Origin of the sequence: Methylobacterium sp. AMS5 (assembly GCF_001542815.1) — a bacterium.
GTDB lineage: Bacteria > Pseudomonadota > Alphaproteobacteria > Rhizobiales > Beijerinckiaceae > Methylobacterium.
Window position 1 is genome coordinate 4242980 of the sequence record NZ_CP006992.1, and the last position, 21772, is coordinate 4264751.

A 21772-nucleotide genomic window follows, 5' to 3' on the forward strand; every position below is an offset into this window, starting at 1 on the left:
GGCGCCGCACCGATCGTGACGGGGCCGAGGACGGGACCGGAGACGGGTATGACGGGAACGGCACTGATCGCGGGCGTGGGCGGCATCGTCGGCAACAACCTCGCCCGGCATCTGGTGGCGCAGGGCTGGACGGTGGAGGGGCTCGCGCGGCGCCCGCCCGAGATCGCCGGCGTCACGCCGCTGCCCGCCGACCTGCTCGAGCCGGAGGCGCTCGCCCGAACGCTCCGGGAGCGGGAGCCGAGCCACGTCTTCATCACCACGTGGCTGCGCCAGCCGACGGAGGCCGAGAACATCCGCGTCAACGCCGCGATGGTGAAGAACCTCCTCGACGCCCTGCGTCCGGGGGCGAGCGTCCGCCACGTGGCACTGGTGACGGGCCTCAAGCACTATCTCGGGCCGTTCGAGAGCTACGGGCAGGGCAGCCTGCCGCCGACGCCCTTCCGCGAGGACCAGCCGCGGCTGCCGGTCGAGAACTTCTACTACGCGCAGGAGGACGAGGTCTTCGCCGCGGCCGCGCGCGACGGCTTCACCTGGAGCGTCCACCGCCCGCACACCATCGTCGGCTACGCGCTCGGCAACGCCATGAACATGGGCGTGACGCTGGCCGTCTACGCCACGCTCTGCCGGGAGACCGGTCGTCCCTTCCGCTTCCCCGGCTCGGCGACGCAATGGAACGGACTCACCGACGTGACCGACGCGCGATTGCTCGCCCGCCACCTCGAATGGGCGGCGCTGACGGAGGCCGCGCACAACGAGGCCTTCAACGTCGTCAACGGCGACGTCTTCCGCTGGCAATGGATGTGGGGCCGGCTCGCCCAATGGTTCGGGCTCACGCCGGCGCCCTTCGACGGCGAGGTCAACCCGCTCGAACACCAGCTGTCGGGCGCGGCGCCGCTCTGGGCGGAGATCGCCCAGTCCCACGGCCTGATCGAGCCCGACCTGAACCGCCTCGTCTCCGCGTGGCACACCGATGCCGATCTCGGCCGTCCGATCGAGGTCGTCACCGACATGAGCAAGAGCCGGCGCCTCGGCTTTCTCGACTACCAGCCCTCCGACGACGCCTTCTTCGCGCTGTTCGAGCGGCTGCGGGCGGCGCGGGTCATCCCGTGAGCGGGGCGGACCGCACGCCTCAGAGGATCATCCCACCGTTCCGGCCTTCTGCCGCCGGGTCGGATGGGTCATGGCCTCCAGTTCGAGCAATTCGTTGAGCTGGGCCTCGGTCAGAAGGCCCTCCTCCAGCACCAGCTCGGCGACCGTCCGGTTCTCCCGCAGCGCCCGGCGGGCGATGCGGGAGCTCGCCTCGTAGCCGAGCGTCGGCGCGAGCGCCGTGACGAGGCCGATCGAGCCCTGGACGAGGCTGCGGCAGCGTTCGCGGTCGGCCTCGATGCCCTCGATGCAGCGCTTGGTCAGGGTGTCGATGGCCGCCGTCAGCATGCGCAGGCTGCTCAGCACGCAGTAGCCGATGGTGGGCTCGAAGGCGTTGAGCTGGAGCTGGCCGCCCTCGGCGCAGAGCGTCACGGTGAGGTCGTGGCCGATGACCATGTAGGCGACTTGGTTGACCACCTCAGGGATCACCGGGTTGACCTTGCCCGGCATGATCGAGGAGCCCGCCTGCACCGCCGGCAGACGGATTTCGCCGAAACCGGTGCGGGGACCGGACGAGAGCAGGCGCAGGTCGTTGCAGATCTTGGACAGCTTGACCGCCACGCGCTTCAGGACGCCGGAGAACAGCACGAAGGCGCCGAGATCCGAGGTCGCCTCGATCAGGTTGGAAGCCAGCACCATCGGCTGGCCGGCGAGCCGCGACAGTTCCTCCACGGCGAGCGCGGCGTAGCGCGGGTCTGCGTTGAGGCCGGTGCCGATTGCGGTCGCGCCGAGATTCACTTCGCGGAACAGGCCGACGATCTCGGTCAATCGCGCCACGTCCTCCTTGATCGTGGCGTGGAAGCCGTCGAACTCCTGGCCGAGCGTCATCGGCACCGCGTCCTGGAGTTGGGTCCGGCCCATCTTCAGGACGTCGGCGAACTCCACCGCCTTGCTCTTGAAGGCGTAGGCGAGGTCGTCGAGCGCCTTCACCAGTGGTTGCGTGGCGAAGATCACCGCGAGCCGCAGCGCCGTCGGATAGGCGTCGTTGGTCGATTGCGCCATGTTGATGTCGTCGTTGGGATGCAGCGCGGCGTAGTCGCCCGGTGCCCGGCCCATCAGCCTCAGGCCGACATTGGCGATCACCTCGTTGGCGTTCATGTTGGTCGAGGTGCCGGCCCCGCCCTGGATCGCGTCGACCACGAAGGCTTCGGCGTAGGCCGGGTCGGTCGCGACGAGGGTGCAGGCCTCGTCGATGATCTTGGCCTTCCCCTTGGGCAGGTAGCCGAGCCGGTGGTTGGCCCGCGCCGCGGCCTGCTTCACCAAGGCCAGCGCCCGCACGAGTTCCGGGTAATGGCCCACCGGCACGCCGGTGATCGGGAAGTTCGCCACCGCCCGCTTGGTGTGGATGCCCCACAGTGCATCGGACGGCACCTCGCCATCCCCGAGCAGATCGTGTTCCGAGCGGGTCTTGGCCCCTTCCATCGCCACCTTGCGCACGGTGGCGACGGCGAGATCCTCCTCCTGGGGCGGTTTCTCCGCCGTGGCGCTTGCCACCGTGGCCTTTGCCACCGTCCCGAATGCGTCCGGGCGGGCGGCCGTCTCGGCCGCCGCGATGGCCGCAGCCTTCGTCTCGGCTTTGGCTGCCTTCTTTCCCGTGCCGCCTATGCCCTTGGCCTTCCTGGCCGCAGCCTTGGACTTCTTGACCTCACCCTGGCCTCCGGCCGCATCCTTCGCGCCGTGCTTGGCCTTGGTGTCAGATGCCGTCTTCGCCACGGAAGTCTCCCCGATGCGTCGAATGATCCGGCCGAATCCACGATTTCAGCGGCGGTCACCGTTGGGTCGGTGTTCAGATCTTCGCGTGCCGGACTGTCAATCGCTTGCAGTCTAGGTGACGTGTCAACGGCCCCGCTGCGTCAGCTTATGCGCGGACGCAGCGGGGCCGGCAGAGGATCAAGAGATGAGAATCAGAAGAACAGCGTCGTGTTGAGATAGCCGTAGAAAGTGTCGCCGGTATCGGGCGCGTTGGGCGCGTTGCGCAGGAAGTCGCCCTTGGCGAGATAGGCCAGCCCGGTATCGAGGATCATCTCGTTGGGGATGATCCAGTAGCGCAGGCGCCCCTCGATCTGGTGGCCGGCGAAGGTGCCGGAGCGGCCGGTGCGGTCGCGGATCAGGGTCGCGGCGAAGGTGTCGGTGGCGCTCTCCAGCCAGAGCGGGCGGTAGGCGATGAAGGCGTCCCAGACCGGGCTCGGGGTGATCTCGGCGCGGATCGAGGGCGAGATCAGGTTGGCGCGCTGCACCGGGCCGTAGAGGCCGGTCGGGCCGTACTCGAAGCGCCGGGCACCGAACAGCGTGTCGAAGCGGGTGAACTTGCCGTCGTTGTTCCGGTCGCCGCTGGCATGGTCGTAGTGCAACGAGAACCGCGGCTTCCACGCGTGATCGAGGGTGTAGCCGACCTCGGCGTGGACGAAGTAGGCCGAGACGGTCAGGTCGCGCAGGTCGGCGGCGGCGGCCGTCTCGCGAGCCAGCCCGGTCTGGTAGATCCCCTCGAAATCGTAGTCGAACTCGCCGACCCGCGGCTGGCGGGCCAGACGCAGGCCGGGGGTGAACAGGCGCCGGTCGCGGGTCTGGACCGAGCGCAGGCCGGTGCCCGAATCCTGCTCGTAGAGGCCGTAGCCGTAGAGTTCGAACGTGCCGCCGAAGATGCCCGCGAAGGTGTAGGAGGCGCCGAAGAGCTGTAGGTCCAGGCTCTCGCGGTCGAACTCGATGCCGTTGTCGAGGATGCCGTTCAGGTCGTCGGGCAGACGCGTGTGCGGCATCACCCACAGCGCCGTGAACTTGTCCTTGCCCACACCCTGCCAGTCGAAGCTCACGCCGGTATAGGCGTTGATGGTGTTGCGGAATTGCTGGCGCGAGACGAGGCGGCGCGAGCCGATGTTCTTGGTGAAGCGGCCGACCGTGAGGTTGCTCTTGGAGCCCTCGTCACCGAGATCGCCGGTGTCGAAGTTGAGATAGGCCTGGCCCGGTTCGAGGGCGTTGATCTCCGTGGTGAAGGCGGAGGAGTTGCGCTGCTGGAAGTAGCCGCGGCTGTCGAACAGCTCGACCCCGATGCGGACCGGGCCCTTGATCCCGTACTCCGCGTGCAGCGTGGTGAGGTACGAGTTCAGGATGTCGTTGGAAGCGAAGGTCGGGACCGGGCGGAACTGGTTGGCGATGCCCTCCACCCGCGGCCGGAACGAGCCGCTGATGCGCCAGTTCTCCGGCTCACCGAACCCCTTGTAGAGGAAGTTCGGCGGCTTGGACGGCTGGGCCGCGAAGTAGGGGCCGTCCTGCTTCTTGCGGGACGCGGCGATCCCCGCCTGCATCGTGGCGGTCGCGGCCTCCGTGGCCGTGACGGGCCGTGTTTCCAGGGGGCCGGCAAAGGGGCCGCTCTGGGCCAGCACCGGACCGATGAAGAGGGGAATGGAGGCGCCGGCAAGTAACGACGCGCAGAGAACCGACCGCTTCACCACACCGCTCCTGTTCTTTCGCAGAGTTCGCTCGGGGCCGGCTAGAGATCGCCTAGACTGGTATACCAGTGCAAGGACCCCTGCTTTGATCGATGCATTTTGTCGGCGGAGCCGTGAATCCGCCGCTCTTGCGTCGACGGGTTTTCCACATGGCGGCACGAGGCCAAAACGGAGCGAAATCAGGGATTTGAACTGCGTATTTCAGTCGCTGGAATGCCTTCGCCCTTTGTCCCCCGCCTGCAACGGCCCGGACGAAACCTCGTGATGACCTGATTTTTTCGGGATTAAATCAAATCTTTTTCTTGGCCCGTCCGGCGAGGCAGGCCTCTCAACTCCTCCGTGCAGGGGCGCGTCTCGGCTGAGCCCGCGCGGTCCGGCTCCCCTGCGCCGGGCTGTCCCTCGCCACGATCGGATCATCCGTTTCCTCCCGACCGGCCGCGTCGAGGGGGCGGGGTGCAGCTGAAAAGTCACAGGCAGGCGCCGATCTGCGGCAATGTGCGATTGTGCGTGACGGGTCAACTACAGGGTTCTAGTATTCAAGTATTGATTCCAAGTTTTACAAGAATCTCTGAAGATGGGCCGTGTCTGCGCAGTCTGCACAAGCGTTATGCAAGTCGTGCCCTCGGCCGTCGTCATGTCTCCTCAGGGGGCGGTATGGCGGGCGACTCGGCGCCGTGAGGGGGCGGGGCTGATGGCGGAGGTCCGGCGGATGGGGTGGGTTGCAACCACAGGTCTGGCGGGAGCCGCGATCGCGGTCACGGCCGTGATGGCCGTCGACGCCGCCCGGGCGGCTGACCTGCCTATCAGGAAGGCGGTCCCGATCGAGTTCGTCCGGGTCTGCAGCGCGAGCGGTGCAGGCTTCTTCTATATCCCCGGTACCGACACCTGCCTGCGCGTTTCGGGCCGCGCCCGCTTCGAGGCCGGGTACATCCCGGTCCAGAACCGCACCAACAGTGCGGGCGACCTGTCGCAGTACCGTGGGCTGATGCGCATGAACGTCGATGCGCGCACGCAGACCGGCTACGGGACACTGCGCGCTTTCCTGCGCTTGGAGGCTGCGAGCCGTACCGGCGTGACCATGGCGTCGGGCACGCAGCAACGCATCGGCAACGCCTTTCCGGCGACCGGCCAGGACGCGCTCGGCCGGGTCCAGAACTATGTCGTGGCCGACAAGGCCTTCGTTCAGTTCGCCGGGCTGACAGCGGGCCGCGCCTCCTCGTTCTTCGACTTCTACGCCCACGATTACGAGCTGATCGGCTCGACGGCGGGGTCGGACATGCCCTCCACCAACCTCCTGGCCTACACGTCCAAGATGGGGGAGGGCTGGTCGGCGACGCTGTCGATGGAGGATCCGAACCTCCGCAAGAACCCGTTCTACGCCGCCTCGGCCGCCCCCACCGGGACCATCCCCGGACAGAGCGGCGTGAACAACGTCTTCGTCACCGCGCCGAGCCCCGTCATCCTCGGCACCAATGCCAACGGTACCGCCAGCACGGCCGTCTTCGTCGACGCGGTGCAGCGCTCGCGCATGCCGGACTTCGTCGGGGCGCTGCGCTACGATGCGGGCTGGGGCTCGGTCCAGCTCTCGGCCGCCGTCAAGGACGTCAATATCGGCGGCTTCATCGCCAATTCCGGCATCTCCACCCTGACCGCCGCGCCGGGTTCCGCGACGGGGCCGGTGGGCGCCGGCACCGCCGCAGCCCTGCTCGCCACCCGCGGCATCACATCGGGATCACAGACCGATCACGGTTGGGCGGTGCAGGGCGGCCTCAAGCTCAACCTGCCCTGGATCGCCGCGGGTGACGGGCTCTACCTGCAGGGCGCCTACGGCGAGGGCGCGCTGATTTATACCGGCTTCTCGTTCTTCACCGGCAACTATAGCAGCCAGCTCACCCCGGTGCAGGGCGGCCCCTTCGTACAGGCCCTGGCCGACGCGGTGATCAACCCGCTGACCGGCCGGATCGACCTGTCGAAGAGCTTCACGGCGACCGCCTCCCTCCTGCATTACTGGGCGCCCGAATGGCGCTCCGCCGTCTTCGGGAGCTATGGCGAGGTCGGGTTTCGGCGCGGCACCCGCGAGGCGTTCAGTCTCGTCAACGTCCTCGTCGGCTCCTCCGCGCCGCCGACCGGCGCGGCCTTCGCATCCAACCCGATCCTGCGGGACAACTACCAGATCATCGCCGGCGCGAGCCTGATCTGGTCGCCGGTCAAGGATCTCGATATCGGCATCGAGGGAACCTATATCGGCACCGGCCTGCTCGGCGGGCGCGATGCCGACGCGACCCGCCCCGTCACCGTGAACGGCCTGCCGGCCTATACCGAGAAGCACTACGACACGACGCAGATCCGCATCCGTGTCCAGCGCGACTTCTGATGGTCCGCCCCGGACGCACCCGCCGGCGGGCCCTGGGGAGTGGCGCTTCGCACCGATGGTATGGGCTTTGCCTCAGCGAGCTTGTCCGGATCGGATGACAAGCGCTTCTCTCAGCATCACTATGCGTTTCAAATCGCGGGCCCGTCCCGCGGTTCGTCCCGGCTGCAACGAGGCGGTCGTCGTCAGAAAATAGGTCCGCCGTATGCACCTGAGTCATGCGCTTTTCCTCGCCGCCGTCGCGATTTCGGCGGCCACGGCACCGGTCGGCGCGCAGGAGTTGAGCGGAACCCTCAAGAAGGTGAAGGACACGGGCGCCATCACCATCGGCTATCGCGACGCCTCGGTGCCGTTCTCCTATCTCGACGGCAATCAGAAGCCGGTGGGCTACGCCTTCGAGATCTGTCTCAAGGTCGCCGCCGCGGTCAAAGCGCATCTGAAGCTCGACACGCTGGAGGTGCGGCTCAATCCGGTCACCTCCGCCACCCGCATCCCGCTGATCGCCAACGGGACGATCGACCTCGAATGCGGCTCGACCACCAACAACGCCGACCGGCAGCGGCAGGCGGCCTTCACCAACACCCATTTCCTCACCGCGACGCGCTTCGTCGCCAAGCGGGAGAAGGGGCTCGACAAGACCGACGACCTCAAGGGCCGCACCGTGGTCTCGACCTCGGGCACCACCAACATCCGCCAGATCAACGAGATCAACACCGCCCGGGGCCTCGGCATGCGGATCCTGCCCGCCAAGGACCACGCCGAGGCCTTCCTGATGGTCGAGACCGGCCGCGCCGACGCCTTCGTGATGGACGACGTGCTGCTCGCCGCCCTCGTCGCCGGATCGAAGACGCCGGACGCCTACGCGATCTCCTCGGAGGCGCAGTCGCGCCCCGAGCCCTACGGCATCATGCTGCGCAAGGACGACCCGGCCTTCAAGGCCGTGGTCGATGCCGCCACCGCCGCCCTCTACAAGAGCCCGGAGGGGACGGCGCTCTACGACAAGTGGTTCACGCAAGCCATCCCGCCGCGGGGCATCAACCTGAAGCTCCCGATGAGCGAGGCGATGCGGAAGACCTTGGCCAACCCCAGCGACAGCCCGGATCCGGCGGCCTACTGACCATGCCGGCGCGGATGCGGCCGAGCGACCTGCGATGATGGGCGCCCGATGAACTACACCTGGAACTGGGGCATCTTCCTGGAGCCGTCCCCTGAGGGCGCCGGCACCTATGCCGACATGCTGCTCTCCGGGCTGGCCTGGACGGTGGTCACCGCCCTCTGCTCGTGGGTCATCGCTTTCACCCTCGGCTCGGTGGTCGGCGTGATGCGCACGCTGCCCTCGCGGACCGCCAACGCCATCGGCGCGGCCTATGTCGAGGGGTTCCGCAACGTGCCGCTGCTGGTGCAGATGTTCCTCTGGTACTTCGTGCTGCCGGAACTCCTGCCCGCGCGTCTCGGCTCGGCCGTCAAGCAGATGCCGGACGCGCCGTTCTACACGGCGGTTCTGTGCCTCGGCTTCTTCACCGCCGCGCGGGTGGCCGAGCAGGTGCGGGCGGGCATCCGCGCCCTGCCGCGGGGGCAGGCGCAGGCGGGCTTGGCGCTCGGCCTCACCTGGGCGCAGACCTACCGCGCCGTGCTCCTGCCCAACGCCTACCGGATCATCCTGCCGCCGCTCACCTCGGAATTCCTGAACAACCTCAAGAACACCTCGGTCGCGCTCACCATCGGCCTGCTCGAACTCACGGCGCGGGCCCGCTCGATGCAGGAATTCTCGTTCCAGGTGTTCGAGGCCTTCACCGCAGCGACCCTGCTCTACGTCGCACTCAACCTCGTGGTGATCGCGGGCGCGACCCTGCTGGAGCGGCGCGTGGCCGTGCCGGGAGGGCGCTGATGTTCGGGCATTTCGACCTCTCCGTCGTCGCCGATTCGCTGCCTTACCTGTTCGGCGAGGGGATGGTGTTCACGCTGACGCTCACCGCGCTCGCGGCGGGCGGCGGCCTCGTGCTCGGCACCGGGCTGGCGCTGCTGCGGCTCTCGGGCGTGCCGGGCCTGACGCATGCGGCCAAGCTCTATGTCGAGCTGATGCGGTCCCTGCCGCTCGTGCTGGTGATCTTCTGGTTCTACTTCCTCGTGCCCTATCTCGGCGCCTGGGCGATCGGCGCGGACACGCCGATCCGGGTCGGGGCGTTTGCCAGCGCGCTCGTCACCTTCACCCTGTTCGAGGCGGCCTACTTCTCCGAGATCGTGCGGGCCGGCATCCAATCGATCCCGAAGGGCCAGAGCGCGGCGGCCCGGGCGCTCGGCATGAGCTACGCGCAAGTCATGCGGCTCGTGGTGCTCCCGCAGGCGTTCCGCAACATGGTGCCGCTGCTGCTGACGCAGACGATCGTGCTCTTTCAGGACACCTCGCTCGTCTACGTGCTCTCGCTCACCGATTTCCTCGGCGCCGCCTCCAAGGTGGCGCAACGCGACGGGCGGCTGGTGGAGATGTACCTGTTCGCCGCGCTGGTCTACTTCGCCGTCTGCTTTGCGGCCTCGCTGCTGGTGCGCCGGCTCCAGGCCCGCACGGCGATCGTCCGGTGAGGGATAACAGGATGAGGGTGGGCCGATGACCGCGCCGCTGACATCGCCGCAGCCGCCCGCCGCGTGCGGGCCGATGATCGCCATCGAGGCGGTGTCGAAGTGGTACGGCGAGGTCCGCGTCCTGTCGGGCTGCTCCACCGCGGTGACGCGCGGCGAGGTGGTGGTGGTGTGCGGCCCCTCGGGCTCGGGCAAGTCGACGCTGCTGAAATGCGTCAACGCCCTGGAGCCGTTCCAGGAGGGGCAGATCACCGTCGACGGCACGCGGGTGCGGGACAAGGCCACCAACCTGCCGCGGCTGCGCGCGCGGGTCGGCATGGTGTTCCAGCATTTCGAGCTGTTCCCGCATCTCAGCGTCATCGACAATCTGACGCTCGCCCCGCGCAAGGTGCTCGGGCGTTCGAAGGCGGAGGCGGCCCGGCGCGGTCTCGATCTGCTGGCCCGCGTCGGCCTCTCCGATCACGCACAAAAACATCCGGGCCAGCTCTCGGGCGGGCAGCAGCAGCGGGTGGCGATCGCCCGGGCGCTCGCCATGGACCCGGTGGTGATGCTGTTCGACGAGCCGACCTCGGCGCTCGATCCCGAGATGGTCGGCGAGGTGCTCGACGTGATGGTGGAGCTGGCCCGCGACGGCATGACCATGATGGTCGTGACCCACGAGATGGGCTTCGCCCGCAAGGTGGCCGACCGGGTGGTGTTCATGGATCGCGGGCAGATCGTCGAGGACGTGGCGAAGGACGCCTTCTTCGACCGGCCCCGCAGCGAGCGGGCTCAGCAGTTTCTGTCGAAGATCCTCGCGCATTGACGCCGACAGGCCGCCCCCGGCTCTGCCCGTGAGGCGCTCCGGCCGTCGGGTGGCGGCGCGTGCGGCTGCATCGGCCGTCAGAACAGCGAGATGAGGACGATGCCGGCCACCATCAGGGCGGCCCCGCCCAGCCGCGATGCGCCGGCCCGCACCCGCTTCATGCCGACCCAGCCGAAATGGTCGAGCGCGACCGAGGTCAGCAGGTTGGCGGTGATCAGGAGGCCGTTGAAGGCGCCCGCGCCGACCTTGTCGACGAAGAGCAGGCCGGCGAACACGGCCACGGCGCCGGTGAGGCCGGCCAGCGGCATCCACCAGCGCACCCCCTCGATGTCGGCCCGCTGCGGCAGCGGCTTCGGCCGCAGCAGGAAGACCAGCACGAAGACGAACACCACCGGCAGGAACGAGACCATGGCCGCGAGCCACGGATTGACCAGGGCACCGCGCAGCTGCGCGTTCCAGACGACGCCGATCGCCTGCAGGGCACCCGCGACGACGATGAAGGGATAGAGCAGCCGCGGGTTGAGGCCGTGGCCGGTATCCTTGGCCTCGCCATCCGCCTCGCCCTTGTCGGGCGTGACCCGGGCGATGAACGTCACGCCGATGGCCATGAGCAGGCCGCCGAGCCAGGGCATCAGCTTAAATCCGCCGCCCTGCAATCCGAACAGGCCCAGCGAATCCATCGCCAGCGAGGTCAGGATGTTGGCCGTCAGCGTCAGGCCGTTGAAGGGGCCGGCGCCGACCTTGTCGACGAAGGCGAGGCCGCCGAACACCGCCACCGCGCCGGCCACGCCGCCGAGCGGCGCGTACCACGGCATCGTCGCGATGCTGTCGAGGCTCGGCAGCGGCGTCGGCATCACGAGGAACAGCGTCGCGAAGACGAAGACGATCGGCAGGAAGGAGACCGCCGCGGCGAGGAACGGGTTGACGAGGTGCCCGCGCAACTGCGCGTTCATGGAGTTGCCGAGCGCCTGGAGCGCGCCCGCCACGATGATGAAGGGATAGAGCAGGGCGGCACTCACGCGGGTCGGCCTCCGGATTGGCAAGAAGCTGGGACGAGGCTGGGATGGCAGTGGATCAGGCGAGGATCAGGCAAGAATCAGAGCCGCGAGGGCCAGCGCCAGCGCCGGGGGCATGACGAGGGCGCCGAGCTTCAGGAACGCCCAGGCGGAGACGTTTTGGCCCTCGCGGCGGATCGCGGTGAGCCAGAGGATCGTGGCGAGCGAGCCCGTGACCGAAAGGTTCGGCCCGAGATCGATGCCGATCAGGATCGCCCCCGCGACCGTTTCCGGCACATGGGCGGCCTGCACCGCCGCACCCGCCAGGAGACCCGCCGGCAGGTTGTTCACGAGGTTCGATCCGAACGCGACGAGCGCACCGCCGGCCCAGGCCGTCGCGGCGGGATCGCCCTGCGCGGCGCGGCCCAGGAGATCGGCGAGCTTTGCCAGGAGGCCGGTCTTCTCCAGGGACTCGACGAGGACGAAGAGCCCGGCGACCAGCGGCAGCACGCCCCAGGAGACGTCCCGAGCGACCGCGACCAGCCCGCCCCGATTGATCGCGAGCACGACGAGGGTGGTGGCGAGGCCGGCGATGAAGGTCGGCAGGCCGAGCTCGATCCCGGCGGCCGAGGCGCCGATCAGGGCCGCGCCGGTGGCGACGATGCCCCCGGCCGCGATCGTGCCGCCGAGCCCGAGGCCCGGAATCTCGACCTCGGTGGCGACCGTCTCATCCTTCAGCGACCGGTTCTGGGTCAGGCGCAGGACGAGATAGGTCGCGACGATGGCGAGCACGGAGGGCAGGGTGAAGGTCGCCAGCCACCGGCCGAGCGGCGGCATGTGCTCGGCGAAGACGACGAGATTGGCCGGGTTCGAGATCGGCAGCACGAAGCTCGCCGCGTTGGCGATGAAGGCGCAGATGAACAGGTAGGGCAGGGGCTGCTTGACCCCGGCGGCCTTGGTCGCGGCGAAGACGGCGGGCGTCAGCACCACCGCGCAGGCATCGTTCGAGAGGAAGACCGTGACCACCGTGCCGACGACGTAGATGAGCAGGAACAGCCGTGTCGCCGAGCCCCGTGCGGCCCGCACCGCGTGGGCGGCGAGCCAGTCGAACAGGCCTTCCTTGCGGGCGATCTCGGAGAGCAGCATCATCCCGACGAGGAAGAGGTAGACGTCGGTGCCCTTGGCCGCGCCCTCCAGGGCGGTCTGCCAGGGAATCAGGCCGAGGAGGACGAGGAGCGCCGCGCCGAGCACCGCCCAGATCGCTTCCGGCCAGGAGAACGGGCGCAGGATCACGCCGAGCGTCGCCAGCGCAGCGATGCCCCAGGTCGCCGCGTTCGGGTTCGGGATGAGCGCGCCCATCGGCGTCGGGCTTCCTTCTGTCGGGGAGGATCACGAGATTCGGAGCGGCGGGGCACCGCTGCGGTTCGCGCCAGCTTGAGCAGGATCGCGCATGGCCTTTCCGAGGCCTTGCCCCGACGGTCTGCGCATCGCCGCCGATCCGCCACTCAAGATTTCTCCTGCGCCGCCGTTCCTGTCTCATCCATCACAAGGGCGCGATTTTCGAGGGGGTCTGAGCCGGCGTGCTCCGGATGGCTTCGGAGGCGCATGATCCCGAGCCATGATCGAGCGGTGCGCTGCGATGCGATGGGGGCGAAGCGGGCAGGGCGGAACAGCGTCCCGGAGTGCTGGTTTCCCAGGGGCTATCACATCAACAAACAGGGAGATCCGCCATGAAGGTTCTGACCCTCGCCCTCGCGAGCACCCTCCTTCTCGCGCCCGCTGCCTTCGCCGCCGAGGGCTCGGGGGCGTCCGGCACCAGCCGCTCCGGCACGGCCGACAGCACGGGCGCCAACGATGCCGGTTCGGGGTCGTCCCCCGGGGCGGCCGGAAGTGGTCCGACTTCGGGCGACAAGAGCCGCTCCGGCACAGCCAACAGCACGGGCGCCAACGATGCCGGCTCCGGTTCCTCGCCCGGCGCCAGCGGCAAGGGCCACGAGGCCCGTTAGAGCGATTTCCGACGAAGTGGACGCCGGTTCGGTGAAAGAAAGCGCGTTCAAACAAAGACCTGGAGACGCCGGCCTGATGCAGTCAGGTCGGATACGGCTCTAGCCGGAGCGGAGGGCGCCGTCCCGAAAGGTGGTCGCCGGATTCGGGACGATGCCAAAAACGAGACGCCAGCCCTGCGCCGAAGGGGCCGGCTTGGCCGGTCATGCGCGGCTGAAGCGCGACGGCGCCGCCTCCGCGCCCCGCCTTCGAGAGCGTTTACCGGCACCCGTTCCCGGATGCCGGCGGTCACGACGATCGGGACGCTCCACCGGAGCGGCCATCCCGTGCGCCGCCCCTCCCGAAGCGGTGTCTCGGAGAAGGGCTGGCCGGGTTCCGTGCGGTTCCCGGCCGGGCTTTTGCGAACTCCGCTCGACCGCCGCTCCTGAGGAGGGCGGCTTTTCGTGTCTCTCACACAACGCCCCCTGCGCCGTCCTCGTCAGAGGGAGAGCGGTCAGGGATCGGGAGTTTTGCGAGGCACTCTTGAGCGGGATCAGTCGTTCTTCACCGTGCCGTCCGGGCCGACCTTGACCTCCTGCTCGCGATCGGTGAGCGCCAGCTTGATCTCGTACTCGACCGCATTGCCCTCGCGCTCGACCTCGGCCTCGTAGGCCTTGCTGCCGGGGTGCTTCTGCTCGGCCAGCGCGATCGCGTCCTTCAGCGAGACCTTGGCGTTCTGGAAGTCGCTCGCCTTCAGCCGGGTGAAGTAGCGCTCGATCGGCTGGTTCTCGCTCTTGTAGAGATCGCCCGTGTCGGCGTTGACGCCGTGTTCGACGAGCTTGCCGCTCGGGTACACGACCTTGATCGCGTAGCGCGCCGGGTTCTTGCTGTCGGCCTTCTCGAAGTCGGCGTCGATCGCCTTGCCGCCCTTCTCCTCGCCTTCGGCCTTGCCCTCGGCGGTGGCGATGGCCTGCGCGAGGCCGATCTTGGCCGACTTGGCGACCTGCCACTCCTTGAGGTCGCTGTTGGACTTGGTCGCCTCGGTGGCGCTCGGGGCGCGGCCGGTGTTCTCCGGGGTCTTGGTCAGGTCGGGGTTCTGGGCTGCGGCGAGGCCGGTCATCAGGGCCAGCAGGCTGGTGGCGGCGGTAAGGCGCAGGACGTTCGTCTTCATGTGGCGAGGTTTCCGTTTCTTGCGTTGGCGGCGCCTGGGGCGCTCGGGCTTGTTGCGGACCCTCTGAACGGTCCGAGCCGCCGCTTGGTTGCAGCGCGTCACGATGTTCCAGGCGTGCTGGTGCGCGCCGCCGATTGCCCGCCGTCAGCGACCGATAGGGCCGGAACAGCAGCCCGCGCTCGCCGTCTGCCTTGACATATATCCAATACAAAAATAACTAATATCCAAGTTGCGAATAACGAGGGTCGAGCGTGATCCCATGAGCCAAGCCGAGTCCGAAGCCGCCTTCCTGGCCCGCTACGATCCCGCCGACTATGCCCGGCCCGCCGTGGCCGTCGATCTGGTGCTGCTGGGTCTCTCCGGCGGTCGCCCGACCCTCCTGCTGCTGAAGCGCGACCGGCACCCGCATGCGGGGCGTCATGCGCTGCCGGGCGGCTTCGTCGGGATCGACGAGTCGTTGGATGACGCCGCCGCACGTGTCCTGCGCGAGAAGGCGGGCGGGGCGCGGGCGCATCTGGAGCAGCTCTACACCTTCGGCGCCGTGGAGCGCGATCCGCGCATGCGCATCATCACGGTCGCCTATCTCGCGCTCCTGACCGAGGCGGTCTTCGCCGAGGCGCGGATGCGGGCCCCGACCCTGCTTCCCGGCACCGTCGCGGCGTCCTCCGCGGAGGAGGGATCCGTGACGGTCCATGCCTCCGACGGCGCGGCTTTGCCGCTCGCCTTCGACCACGCCGAGATCGTCGCGCTGGCGATCCGGCGTCTGCGGGGCAAGCTCGACTATTCGGAGGTCGGCTTCGCCCTGCTGCCGGCGCTGTTCACCCTGCGCCAGCTTCAGGACGTGCACGAGGCGATCCTCGGCACGCCCCTCAACAAGCCCGCCTTCCGCCGCCGGATGCTCGACCGCGGCTGGCTCGACCCCACCGGCCGCTTCGAGACGGGCACCTCCTACCGCCCCGCCGAACTATACCGCCTTCGCCAAACCCCTTCGCAGACCCCCGCTCAAGGAGACTGACATGGCCACGATCCGCCGTTTCGGCGTTCTCTCTCAGCTTCGGAGCGAGGCCAGCCACTACGTCATCCGCTACCGCAACGGCCGCCCGCGCCAGAGCGGGCGCGGCCTCGTCTTCTGGTTCCGGCCGGAGACCGCGAGCATCAGCGAACTGCCGATGGACGACCGCGAGATGACGCTGTTCGTCCGCGGCCGAAGCCAGGATTTCCAGGCGGTCGCGGTGCAGGGCAGCATCGGCTGGCACGTCGCCGATCCCGAGCGGCTCGCCGCCCGCGTCGATTTCTCCCTCGATCTGCGCACCGGCCGGTTCCAGGGCGAGCCGGTCGAGCGGATCGAGGCGCGTATCGCCGGGCTGGCCAACCAGACCGTGCTGCAATTCCTCGGAACCGCGCCGGTGCGCGCCCTGCTCGATGCCGGGCCGGAAGCCCTGCGCGGGCAGGTGCAGGCGACGCTCGCCGCCGACCCGTCGCTGGCCGAGATCGGCGTCGCGGTGGTCTCGGTGCGGCTCACCAACCTCGCCCCGTCGAGCGAGTTGGAGCGCGCGCTCCAGACGCCGACCTACGAGGCGCTGCAGCAGAAGGCGGACGAGGCCACCTTCGCCCGCCGGGCGCTGGCGGTGGAGAAGGAGCGGGCGATCGCCGAGAACGAACTCGCCACCAAGACCGAGCTGGCCCGGCGCGAGAGCCTGCTGATCGCCGAGGAAGCGCAGAACGCCCGCAACCGGGCGCAAGCGCGGGCGGAGGCGGAAGGGATCGAGGCCGGCGCCGAGGCCGAACGCATCCGCATGGTCGAGGGGGCGCGGGCCGAGGCCGAGCGGGCGCGCGTCGCGATCTACCGCGACGTGGCGCCGGGCACCCTGCTCGGCCTCGCCGCCCAGGCGCTGGCGGGCAAGCTCGACACGATCGAGCACGTCACCATCAACCCGGACCTGCTTGCCACCCTGCTCGGCGAGGTCCGCCGGCCGGCCGGCCTCCCGGCCCGCTGAAGGAGGGGCTCATGGCCGCGCTCACCCCCCGGGCGGTCTTCGTCACCCGCGAGACCGATTACGAGCTGCTGATCGCCCGGCACGCCACGCGGGGACAGGCCCGCTTCTTCCTGGAGAGCCGCGGCCAGGGGCTCGCCGCGGTTGAGGCCCGCCACGAGCGCTTCCACGCGGTGCTGGCGCAGGCGCGGGCCGCGGTGCCCGGCGAGTGGCGTCAAGCGCTGGTGCGGCGGGCCGACCTCGACCGCTTCCTGTTCGCCGGGGACGACGTCGTCGTCGCCGTCGGGCAGGACGGGCTGATCGCCAACGTCGCCAAGTATCTCGGCGAGCAGCCGGTGATCGGGGTCAACCCGGCGCCGGACCTCTATGACGGCGTGCTGGCGCGCAACCCCGTCGAGCGGCTCCCCCGGCTGCTGCCGGCGAGCGTCGCCGGCGCGGCCGCGATCGAGCGGCGCACCATGGTCCAGGCGGTGATCGACGGGACTGAGCGCCTGTTCGCCCTCAACGAGATTTTCGTGGGCCACCGCAGCCACCAATCCGCCCGCTACCGGATCGAGGCCGGAAGCGAGGCCGAAGAGCAATCGTCCAGCGGCCTCATCGTCGCCTCCGGCACCGGGGCCACCGGCTGGGCCCGCTCGATCAGTGAGGCGACCCGGCTCGGCCTGTCGCTCGCGCCCGACGAGCGGGCGGTGGGCTACTGGGTGCGCGAGCCTTTCCCGAGCGTCGCCACCGCGACGCGGCTGCGGGCCGGCAAGCTCACCGATGCGTCCCTCCTCGTCACCTCGCGGATGAACGAGGGCGGCGTGATCTTCGCCGACGGGATCGAGCAGGACTTTCTGGGCTTCGGCTGGGGCCGGCAGGTGCGGATCGCGCCGGCCGATCGGGCCCTGCACCTCGTCACCGGGTGAGCCGGGCGGCGTCGCAGGCCCGAGGTGTTCGGGAAGACCGGTTTCCTGGCCGCCCATCCCGTATATGGAACGCGTGCGGGACATCCGGACGGGTCTCTCGGCCACAATCATCCGTATGGCGCGATCCTGTCGCAAAACCGCCAAGGGTGCCGATCATGGGGCGCGGGATCGCGCGCCGCCAGCGTCGGCGCGGGGTTCGACCGATCCGGGAATGGGCAGCACGTGGAATCGGCAGCAGAGCATCGGATGAGCGGTCTCGCCGAGGCGGGGCGCCACGACGACGGATCGGGCGGGCGCCTCGGCGGCCGCGCCGTCCTGCGGGGGCCCGCGCGGCCCGACCTGATCCGCCGGGAGACCCTGGCCGACCTGTTCCGGGCGAGCGCGAGGGAGCGGGCCGACGCACCCTGCCTGATCGACGCCGCCGAGCCCGGCACGGACGGGCGCCGTCCGGTCCTGACCTATTCGCAAGTCGATGCCCGCTCCGACGCCATCGCCGCCGGGCTTTTCGCCCGCGGCATCGGCCCGGGGGATGTGGTGGGGCTGTGGATGGCCCGCGGCACCGAGCTGCTGATCGCGCAGATCGGCATCACGAAATCCGGCGCCGCCTGGCTCCCGTTCGACGCCGAGGCGCCCGCCGACCGGGTCGCGGTGTGCCTGAACGATGCCGAGGCCAAGGCGCTCCTCGTCTCGGAGACCCTGCGGCCCCAGGCGCCGGAGGGCACGCCCGCCGTCACCACCGAAGCGCTTCTGCGGGCGGGGCAGGGAGCCTCCGCGCCCGACCTCGACGCTGCCGGCCTCGGACCGGGGCACCCGGCCTACCTGATCTACACCTCGGGCTCGACCGGCGTGCCCAAGGGCATCGTCATCAGCCACGCCAACATCTGCCACTTCCTGCGCTCGGGCAACGCGGTCTACGGCCTCTCCGCCGACGACGTCGTGTTCCAGGGCGCCTCCGTCGCCTTCGATCTCTCGATGGAGGAGATCTGGGTTCCCTATCTCGTCGGCGCCTGCTTGTTCGTGGCGAGCCCGGCCATGATGGGCGACGTCGAGGCCCTGCCCGCGATCATCGCCGAGGCCCGGATCACCGTGCTCGACACGGTGCCGACCCTGCTGGCCATGATCCCCGGCGACCTGCCCACCGTCCGCCTCGTGCTGCTCGGCGGCGAGGCCCTGCCCGAGCCGCTGGTGGCGCGCTGGGCGACCGGTGAGCGGCGCCTGTTCAACACCTATGGGCCGACCGAGGCCACCGTGGTGGCGACCGCCGCCGAGATGCGGCCGGGTCGGCCCGTCACCATCGGCGGCCCGATCCCGAACTACTCCGTCTACGTCGCCGACGAGGCGCTGAACCTGCTCGGCCCCGGCGAGCAGGGCGAATTGTTGATCGGCGGCCCCGGCGTCGCGGCGGGCTACCTCAAGCGCCCGGAGCTGACGGCGGAAAAGTTCGTGGCCAACCCCTACCCGTCCGACGGGACCGACCCGGTGCTCTACCGCTCGGGCGATGCCGTCTCGATGACGCCGGAGGGCGACATCGTCTTCCACGGCCGCATCGATGATCAGGTCAAGATCCGCGGTTTTCGCGTGGAGCTCGGCGAGATCGAGGCGCGCATCCGGGCGCAGGGCGGGATCAACCAGGCGGCGGTGGTCCTGCGGCGCGACGACGAGGTCGACCGCCTCGTCGCCTTCCTCGTGCCCGAGCGGAATGCCGACCTCGACCGCGCGGCGCTCCGAAAGAATCTCGCGGCGCAGATGCCGCCCTACATGGTGCCCGGCCATTTCGAGGAGGTCGAGACCCTGCCGCGGCTCACCTCCGGCAAGGTCGATCGCAAGGCGCTGCGGATCGCGCCGCTGACCGTGGCGGTGGCCGACGGCGAGCAGGAGGCCCCCGACAACGAGACCGAAGCCGCGCTTCTGGCCGCCGCCAAGAAGGTGTTCGGCGACGGGCCGATCGGGCTCGAGGCCGACTTCTTCTCCGAACTCGGCGGCCACTCGCTGCTCGCTGCCCGCTTCGTCGGCGCGGTGCGCGAGACGCCGGCGCTCGCCGGCATCACCCTTCAGGACGTCTATAACGGCCGCACCCTGCGGGTGATGGCCGCGAGTCTGATCGAGCGCACCGGCGGCGCGGGGGCGCAGACCGCGATCCGCGACCTGAGCTTTACCCCGCCGCCGCTGCTGCGCCGGGCGCTCTGCGGCGTGGCGCAGGGCGTGGTGCTCCCCTTCGTCATCGCGCTGGCCACCGCGCAATGGCTCGGCATCTTCGTCACCTACCTGCTGCTCACCGGCGGCGGGCTCGGCTTCTGGGGCGAACTCGGCGTCCTCCTGCTGGTCTATATCGGCATCAACGCGGTGACCGCGACGATCGCGATCGCCGCCAAGTGGCTGATCCTCGGGCGGACGAAGCCCGGCCGCTATCCCCTCTGGGGCGTCTATTATTACCGCTGGTGGCTGGCGCAGCGCCTGACGCCGCTGGTGCACATCAAGTGGCTCCAGGGCTCGCCCGTCATCGTCACCTATCTGCGCCTGCTCGGCGCGAAGATCGGCGACGACGTGCTGGTCTCCGACCTCGATGTCGGCGCGGCCGATCTGCTCACCATCGGCCGTGGTTCCTCGCTCGGCGGGCGGCTCGTCATCGCCAACGCGGAGGTCGTCGGCAACGAACTCGTCATCGGCTCCGTCGAGATCGGCGAGGATGTCGCCATCGGCACCTCCTGCGTCATCGGCCCCGGCACGGTGATCGGGGACCATGCCGAGATCGCGGATCTGACCACCGTGCCGGCCGGCACCGAGGTCGGCCCGGCCGAGGCCTGGGACGGCTCGCCGGGCCGCCGGGTCGGCACCGTCGATTTTTCCGCGCTGCCCGAGCCGGCCACCGCCTCGCCCGCCCGCCGGGCGGCCTTCGGCGCGGTCTACGCCTTCCTGCTCGCGGCGGTCCCGGCGGTCGGCCTGCTGCCGATCTTCCCGGCCTTCTACATCTTCGATCAGATCTCCGATAACCTCTCGGAACTCACCGACGTCGATTACCACGTCTACCTGCCGCTGCTGACCTGGCCCACGGCCATGCTGATGACGGCGGGCACGGTGCTGCTCATCGCCGCCATCCGCTGGGCGGTGCTGCCGCGGGTGACATCCGGCACCTTCTCGATCTGGTCGGGCTTCTACCTGCGCAAGTGGCTCGTCGCGCTCGCCTCCGAGGTGACGCTGGAGACGCTCTCCTCGCTGTTCGCCACCGTCTACATGCGGGCGTGGTACCGGCTGATGGGCGCGCGGATGGGAAGGGGCGCCGAGATCTCGACCAATCTCGGCTCGCGCCACGACCTCGTCGCGGTCGGCGCCAACAACTTCATCGCCGACGAGGTGGTGGTCGGCGAGGAGGAGATCCGCCGCGGCTGGATGCATCTCCATCCCGTCGAGACCGGCGCCCGCGTCTTCGTCGGCAATGACGGCGTGCTGCCGCCGGGCGCGAACATCCCCGACGACGTCCTGATCGGCATCAAGTCGAAGCCGCCGGCCAACGACAAGATGGGGCCGGGCGAGACGTGGTTCGGCTCGCCGCCGATCCGCCTGCCGGTGCGGCAGAAGGTCGATCTCGGCTCCAGCGCCCAGACCTTCGCGCCGAGCGTGTGGGCCAAGCTGCGGCGCGGCCTGTTCGAGGCCTTCGCCACCTCGTTCTCGCCGATGCTCTACATCTCGCTCGCCATCTGCGCGATCGACTGGGTGTTCTACCCCGAGATCCTCGAAGGCGACTGGCTCGGGCTCGCTGTGGCCTTCGTGCTCGCGAGCGTCGTCATCGCCCTGATCCAGACCACGAGCGTCATCTGTCTCAAATGGCTCCTGATGGGGCGCTACCGCCCCGGCATGCGGCCGATGTGGTCGTGGTGGGCGATGCGCACCGAGGCCATCGCGGTCGCCTATTGGGGCTTGGCCGGCAAGGTGCTGCTGGAGCACCTGATGGGCACGCCGTTCCTGCCCTGGATGCTGCGGCTCTTCGGCGTCAAGGTCGGCCGGGGCACCTGCCTGCTGATGACCGACATCACCGAGTTCGACTGCGTCGAGATCGGCGACTACGCGGCGATCAACCGGTCGGCGGCGCTCCAGACCCACCTCTACGAGGACCGCATCATGAAGGTCGGCCGCGTCGTGATCGGGCGCGGCGTCTCGGTGGGCGCCTTCTCCACCGTCCTCTACGACAGCCATGTCGGCGACTACGCCCGGCTGCGCCCGCTCACCATCGTGATGAAGGGCGAGTCGATCCCGGCCCACTCGGAATGGGAAGGCGCGCCCGCCGTGCCGGTGGTGCACGCGGCGGGCGAGGCTGTGGCGCGGGCGGCGTGAGGCCGGAGCCTCTCGCCGCCGCAGGCCTTTTCATGCGATGTTGCCGG

At 69.4% G+C, this 21772-nt stretch carries 16 protein-coding genes; 11 read left to right on the forward strand and 5 right to left on the reverse strand.

Translation table 11 applies throughout. The features are described 5' to 3' along the window. Positions 1–48 precede the first annotated feature (48 nt). Positions 49–1110 (forward strand): SDR family oxidoreductase, encoded by a 1062-nt coding sequence (locus tag Y590_RS19055; RefSeq protein WP_060771225.1) that lies wholly within the window; start codon positions 49–51, stop codon positions 1108–1110. 27 nt (positions 1111–1137) lie between these two features. On the opposite strand, the gene Y590_RS19060 is transcribed toward Y590_RS19055, so the two are convergent. Both Y590_RS19060 and Y590_RS19065 read right to left on the reverse strand, forming a co-directional pair. Continuing rightward, a complete protein-coding gene (locus Y590_RS19060; protein WP_083530914.1) occupies positions 1138–2859 on the reverse strand; it encodes an aspartate ammonia-lyase in 1722 nt (573 codons plus the stop codon). A 191-nt stretch (positions 2860–3050) separates the two neighbouring features. Further along, positions 3051–4592, reverse strand: a complete 1542-nt coding sequence (locus tag Y590_RS19065) for an alginate export family protein (RefSeq protein WP_060772369.1) — start codon at positions 4590–4592, stop codon at positions 3051–3053. Between the two features lie 709 nt (positions 4593–5301). Between Y590_RS19065 and Y590_RS19070 the strand changes: the two genes are divergently transcribed. The 5 genes from Y590_RS19070 (at position 5302) to Y590_RS19090 (ending at position 10345) form a co-directional block, all read left to right on the forward strand. Then, positions 5302–6966: a porin gene (locus tag Y590_RS19070; protein WP_060771226.1), complete on the forward strand. Its 1665-nt coding sequence runs from the start codon at positions 5302–5304 to the stop codon at positions 6964–6966. A 202-nt stretch (positions 6967–7168) separates the two neighbouring features. Beyond that, a complete protein-coding gene (locus tag Y590_RS19075) occupies positions 7169–8080 on the forward strand; it encodes an amino acid ABC transporter substrate-binding protein (protein ID WP_060771227.1) in 912 nt (303 codons plus the stop codon). A 48-nt stretch (positions 8081–8128) separates the two neighbouring features. Further along, a complete protein-coding gene (locus Y590_RS19080; protein ID WP_060771228.1) occupies positions 8129–8851 on the forward strand; it encodes an amino acid ABC transporter permease in 723 nt (240 codons plus the stop codon). Continuing rightward, positions 8851–9543 carry an amino acid ABC transporter permease gene (locus Y590_RS19085; RefSeq protein ID WP_060771229.1) on the forward strand — a complete coding sequence of 231 codons (693 nt, stop codon included), beginning with the start codon at positions 8851–8853 and terminating at the stop codon, positions 9541–9543. The genes Y590_RS19080 and Y590_RS19085 overlap by 1 nt, the downstream gene beginning before the upstream one ends. Positions 9544–9616: 73 nt before the next feature. Further along, positions 9617–10345 (forward strand): amino acid ABC transporter ATP-binding protein, encoded by a 729-nt coding sequence (locus Y590_RS19090; protein ID WP_060772370.1) that lies wholly within the window; start codon positions 9617–9619, stop codon positions 10343–10345. A gap of 77 nt (positions 10346–10422) precedes the next feature. On the opposite strand, the gene Y590_RS19095 is transcribed toward Y590_RS19090, so the two are convergent. After that, complete coding sequence (locus Y590_RS19095; protein WP_060771230.1) at positions 10423–11364, reverse strand: DMT family transporter; 942 nt, start codon at positions 11362–11364, stop codon at positions 10423–10425. Between the two features lie 66 nt (positions 11365–11430). Next, positions 11431–12699 (reverse strand): arsenic transporter, encoded by a 1269-nt coding sequence (locus Y590_RS19100; RefSeq protein WP_060771231.1) that lies wholly within the window; start codon positions 12697–12699, stop codon positions 11431–11433. Positions 12700–13070: 371 nt separating this feature from the next. Between Y590_RS19100 and Y590_RS19105 the strand changes: the two genes are divergently transcribed. Then, on the forward strand, positions 13071–13346 hold the full coding sequence (locus Y590_RS19105) for a hypothetical protein (protein WP_060771232.1): 276 nt from the start codon (positions 13071–13073) through the stop codon (positions 13344–13346). Positions 13347–13876: 530 nt separating this feature from the next. Here the strand turns inward: Y590_RS19105 and Y590_RS19110 are convergent. Continuing rightward, positions 13877–14494 carry a PepSY domain-containing protein gene (locus Y590_RS19110; RefSeq protein WP_060771233.1) on the reverse strand — a complete coding sequence of 206 codons (618 nt, stop codon included), beginning with the start codon at positions 14492–14494 and terminating at the stop codon, positions 13877–13879. A 259-nt stretch (positions 14495–14753) separates the two neighbouring features. On the opposite strand from Y590_RS19110, the gene Y590_RS19115 reads away from it, so the two are divergent. The 4 genes from Y590_RS19115 to Y590_RS19130 all read left to right on the forward strand — a co-directional run bounded on the left by Y590_RS19115 (position 14754) and on the right by Y590_RS19130 (position 21725). Then, positions 14754–15509: an NUDIX hydrolase gene (locus Y590_RS19115; protein ID WP_060771234.1), complete on the forward strand. Its 756-nt coding sequence runs from the start codon at positions 14754–14756 to the stop codon at positions 15507–15509. 1 nt (position 15510) lies between these two features. Beyond that, on the forward strand, positions 15511–16491 hold the full coding sequence (locus Y590_RS19120) for an SPFH domain-containing protein (protein ID WP_060771235.1): 981 nt from the start codon (positions 15511–15513) through the stop codon (positions 16489–16491). Positions 16492–16502: 11 nt separating this feature from the next. Next, positions 16503–17396, forward strand: coding sequence for an NAD(+)/NADH kinase (locus Y590_RS19125; RefSeq protein WP_060771236.1), 894 nt, complete (start codon positions 16503–16505; stop codon positions 17394–17396). Between the two features lie 246 nt (positions 17397–17642). Further along, positions 17643–21725, forward strand: coding sequence for a Pls/PosA family non-ribosomal peptide synthetase (locus Y590_RS19130; protein WP_060771237.1), 4083 nt, complete (start codon positions 17643–17645; stop codon positions 21723–21725). Positions 21726–21772: the final 47 nt, after the last annotated feature.

What these genes read in the sequence shown, in the direction of transcription:
- Y590_RS19055 (WP_060771225.1), top strand. Translation starts at nt 49, where the DNA reads ATGACGGGAACGGCACTGATCGCGGGCGTGGGCGGCATCGTCGGCAAC.
- Y590_RS19070 (WP_060771226.1), top strand. Translation starts at nt 5,302, where the DNA reads ATGGGGTGGGTTGCAACCACAGGTCTGGCGGGAGCCGCGATCGCGGTC.
- Y590_RS19075 (WP_060771227.1), top strand. Translation starts at nt 7,169, where the DNA reads ATGCACCTGAGTCATGCGCTTTTCCTCGCCGCCGTCGCGATTTCGGCG.
- Y590_RS19080 (WP_060771228.1), top strand. Translation starts at nt 8,129, where the DNA reads ATGAACTACACCTGGAACTGGGGCATCTTCCTGGAGCCGTCCCCTGAG.
- Y590_RS19085 (WP_060771229.1), top strand. Translation starts at nt 8,851, where the DNA reads ATGTTCGGGCATTTCGACCTCTCCGTCGTCGCCGATTCGCTGCCTTAC.
- Y590_RS19090 (WP_060772370.1), top strand. Translation starts at nt 9,617, where the DNA reads ATGATCGCCATCGAGGCGGTGTCGAAGTGGTACGGCGAGGTCCGCGTC.
- Y590_RS19100 (WP_060771231.1), bottom strand. Translation starts at nt 12,699, where the DNA reads ATGGGCGCGCTCATCCCGAACCCGAACGCGGCGACCTGGGGCATCGCT.
- Y590_RS19105 (WP_060771232.1), top strand. Translation starts at nt 13,071, where the DNA reads ATGAAGGTTCTGACCCTCGCCCTCGCGAGCACCCTCCTTCTCGCGCCC.
- Y590_RS19110 (WP_060771233.1), bottom strand. Translation starts at nt 14,494, where the DNA reads ATGAAGACGAACGTCCTGCGCCTTACCGCCGCCACCAGCCTGCTGGCC.
- Y590_RS19115 (WP_060771234.1), top strand. Translation starts at nt 14,754, where the DNA reads ATGAGCCAAGCCGAGTCCGAAGCCGCCTTCCTGGCCCGCTACGATCCC.
- Y590_RS19120 (WP_060771235.1), top strand. Translation starts at nt 15,511, where the DNA reads ATGGCCACGATCCGCCGTTTCGGCGTTCTCTCTCAGCTTCGGAGCGAG.
- Y590_RS19125 (WP_060771236.1), top strand. Translation starts at nt 16,503, where the DNA reads ATGGCCGCGCTCACCCCCCGGGCGGTCTTCGTCACCCGCGAGACCGAT.
- Y590_RS19130 (WP_060771237.1), top strand. Translation starts at nt 17,643, where the DNA reads ATGAGCGGTCTCGCCGAGGCGGGGCGCCACGACGACGGATCGGGCGGG.